The sequence below is a fragment of the Nocardioides sp. CPCC 206348 genome (assembly GCF_048654705.1).
In the GTDB taxonomy this organism is placed as follows: Bacteria; Actinomycetota; Actinomycetes; order Propionibacteriales; family Nocardioidaceae; genus Nocardioides.
Genome location: NZ_JBMCZA010000188.1, coordinates 1 through 403, shown reverse-complemented (window position 1 = coordinate 403; position 403 = coordinate 1). Strand labels below are relative to the sequence as shown.

Below are 403 nucleotides of genomic sequence, written 5' to 3'. Positions count from 1 at the left end.
TGCCGTCGAGGTAGAAGCGCACCGATCGCACCGCACCCGTGGTGGTCACCGTGAGCTGTGCCGGATCGCCGTCGGCGACGACGGGTACGCCGACCGTGGGAGGCACGAGCGTCGTGGACGCGGTTGCGGCGGCACCACGGTGAGCAGCGGCGCGGACCCGCAACCGCTTGCCGGCCACCGCGGCCGCCGTCATCGCGTCCTCGATCTGCAGGATCCGCGTCGTACCGAGTCGTCGGGTGGCGACGGTCTTCCACGTCCCGTCGCTCCCCTGCGCCTGCACCTCGACCACGCGCCCGGAGCGGGCGTGCGACACGGTCACGCGCGCATCGACCCGGCCGGCTGCGTCCCGCGCGAACACGACACCGACCGCCTGCGGCGTCCCGTGTACGACGGCCGTCCGGGA

At 73.9% G+C, this 403-nt stretch carries 1 protein-coding gene; it reads right to left on the bottom strand.

Features of this window, described 5'->3' with window-relative positions:
* A partial coding sequence (locus ACOADB_RS15455; protein ID WP_378600300.1) for a hypothetical protein occupies positions 1-319 on the bottom strand: 319 nt, incomplete at its 3' end.
* Positions 320-403: the final 84 nt, after the last annotated feature.